This is a genomic window from Kitasatospora sp. NPDC059571, from assembly GCF_042735675.1.
Classification (GTDB): domain Bacteria; phylum Actinomycetota; class Actinomycetes; order Streptomycetales; family Streptomycetaceae; genus Kitasatospora.
Window position 1 is genome coordinate 1 of record NZ_JBHWBW010000736.1, and the last position, 2,305, is coordinate 2,305.

A 2,305-nucleotide genomic window follows, 5' to 3' on the forward strand; every position below is an offset into this window, starting at 1 on the left:
CGCGGGGGGGGGGGGTGTTGGGCGGGGGTTGGGTGTTTGCGTGAATCTTGTGTGCCGGGGGGGGGGGCCGCCCCCCCCCCCCGCGGGGGGGGGGGGCGCCCCCCCCCCCCCGCCCCACCCCCGGGCCCCGAGCCACGGCCTCCCCCCAACACCTTCGCCGCCGGAAAACCTGTTGCCCCGCGGTCGGACCGATGCCAGCCTGGCGCTCATGACGAACCGAGAGGCGGTCTCCGCCATCGCACGATGAGCGGAGCGACGCGACCCGCAGGGCGGGTGTCCGACGCATTCCCGATCCACCCCGGCGAACGGGCCGCCCGCGCATGCGCCGCGCGGGACGAATGGCTCGCCCACGGGCTCTCCACCCTCCCCGCGGACCGCGACGCGGCCGAAGAGGCGGTCGTCCGCCTGTACCGGCTGGTCGGCGCCCCACCGCCGCGCTTCGTCTGGGTCGACTCGCCCGCACAGGCCCGGACACTGATCGCGGGCGGGCGCGGCGGATTCCCCGGCTGGCGGGTCAGCAGCCGCGCGGCCCCGCCACGGGCCGACGACTGGCCGCTGGCCGCCAGACTGGCCTCCCTGACGTCCGACCTGCGATCAGCACTGGACGACACGCTCCGCATCCGACCCTGGCCGAGCCAGTCCCGTTGGACGGCAGGGACGTTGACGCCGGACGCGGCCCTCGCGGCCGGGATCCCCCTGGAGAGCGTCATCGGCGCCGCAGCCGTCGACCCGCTGGAGGCGACCCTGCGCGACGCGGTCTGCGCGCCCGTCCGGACAGCGCTGGTCGCGGCGGCCGGCAGCGCACTCGGCCACACCTGGCACGGCCAGCACGACGCGTACTGGGTGGGCGGATATGACGCCCACCGCAGCGCCAGGGGCACGGTGTTCCGGCGCGGCGACGCCGTCCGCCTCGATCTGTTCGCCGTCCTCGCCCGGTCGACCGGCTGGTGGTGGCCGGCCGAGGGCCGGTGCGTGATGGCCGACCGGCCCGCCGCCCTGCACACCGAGCCCCTGCCGCACGGACTGCACGGGGAACGGAGGTTGCACCACGACGACGGGCCGGCCGTTCGGTACCGGGACGGCGCGGAGGTGTACGCCCTGCACGGGACGCACGTCCCGGCCTGGGTGCTGACCGGGCCCACCGTCGAACGCATCCACGCGGAACGCAACGTCGAGATCCGGCGCTGCGCCATCGAACGCATCGGCTGGGACACCTATGTCGACCGGGCCGAGCTGCGGCTGCTCTCCACCGCCCCCGACCCGGGGAACCCCGGCTCCGAACTGCGACTGTACGACGCACCGCGGCAGCCGAACGGCCCCGCCACGCGCCTGCTCGTCGCGGTCAACGGCTCCGTCGAACCGGACGGCCGACGGCGCCGCTACGGGCTCAGCGTGCCGCCGCACTTCGACGACGCCGTGGCCGCGGCGGGCTGGTCCTACGGCCTGAGCGGCGACCAGTACGCCCGGTTGGCACGACGCACCTGAGTCCGCCCGATCCGGGACCGGCAGCCACGGTCGTGCCCCCGCCACCACGTCCGTCGCCCCTTCGGCCGTTGCCCATTCGTCCGCCCCCCTCCGGCCCCCCGGCTGTTGCCCCGACCGTTGCCCCTTCGTCCGTCACCCCCGTCCGTGCCCCCTCCGTCCGTGCCCCTCCGACCGTTGCCCTTCGCCCACCGGCGCATCCGTCCGCGGCACGCCCGCCGCCGACCCCACCGCTCCCGATCCCAAGGTGTCTGCCATGATCACAACTGCCGTACCCGCCCTGACCCTTGCCGACCTCACCGCCCGCACCGGGCTCGACGTCCTCGACCACCTGGAGCGGGAGGTGACCATCCCGGTGGTCGCCGGACCGCAGGCGCAGGGCGACCTGATCGTCATCCCGATGGCGATGCTCCCCCACGTACGCCTGACCAGTTGGGCCTCGTCGCAGGACGTACCGGCCGCCGGCATCGAGCTGCTGCGCAGCGCCGCCGGCGGGAATCCGCACTCGCTGGTGGCCGATCCCGGCACCTGCCGGTGGACGCTCGGGGTGCACGACCCCGTCCGGCTGGCGCTCGGCCTGCTGGAGGCGTCCGCCGTCGCCTATCTCATCCACCCCGAGCACGGCGCCACCGGCATCGCGCCGGGCCGCTACCTGATCCGCCGCCAGCGCGAACGCGACGCCACGGGCCTCGGGTTCGGCTTCGCCCGCGCCGGCAACCGCATGGTCTGCGACTGAAACGGAACCGGGGGGCGCGCCCCCCCCCCCCCGCCGCCCCCCCGGGGCCGCCCCCCCCGCGCCGGGGGGCGACCGCGGCGCGCCCCC

General features: G+C 76.3%; 2 protein-coding genes. Both read left to right on the forward strand.

All coding sequences use genetic code 11. The features are described from left to right. The first annotated feature begins 273 nt into the window (after positions 1 to 273). Entirely contained in the window at positions 274 to 1,485 is a 1,212-nt protein-coding gene (locus ACFV0G_RS38455; RefSeq protein WP_380558253.1) for a DUF6745 domain-containing protein, read from the forward strand. A 253-nt stretch (positions 1,486 to 1,738) separates the two neighbouring features. Then, positions 1,739 to 2,218 carry a hypothetical protein gene (locus ACFV0G_RS38460; RefSeq protein ID WP_380558256.1) on the forward strand — a complete coding sequence of 160 codons (480 nt, stop codon included), beginning with the start codon at positions 1,739 to 1,741 and terminating at the stop codon, positions 2,216 to 2,218. Positions 2,219 to 2,305 lie beyond the last annotated feature (87 nt).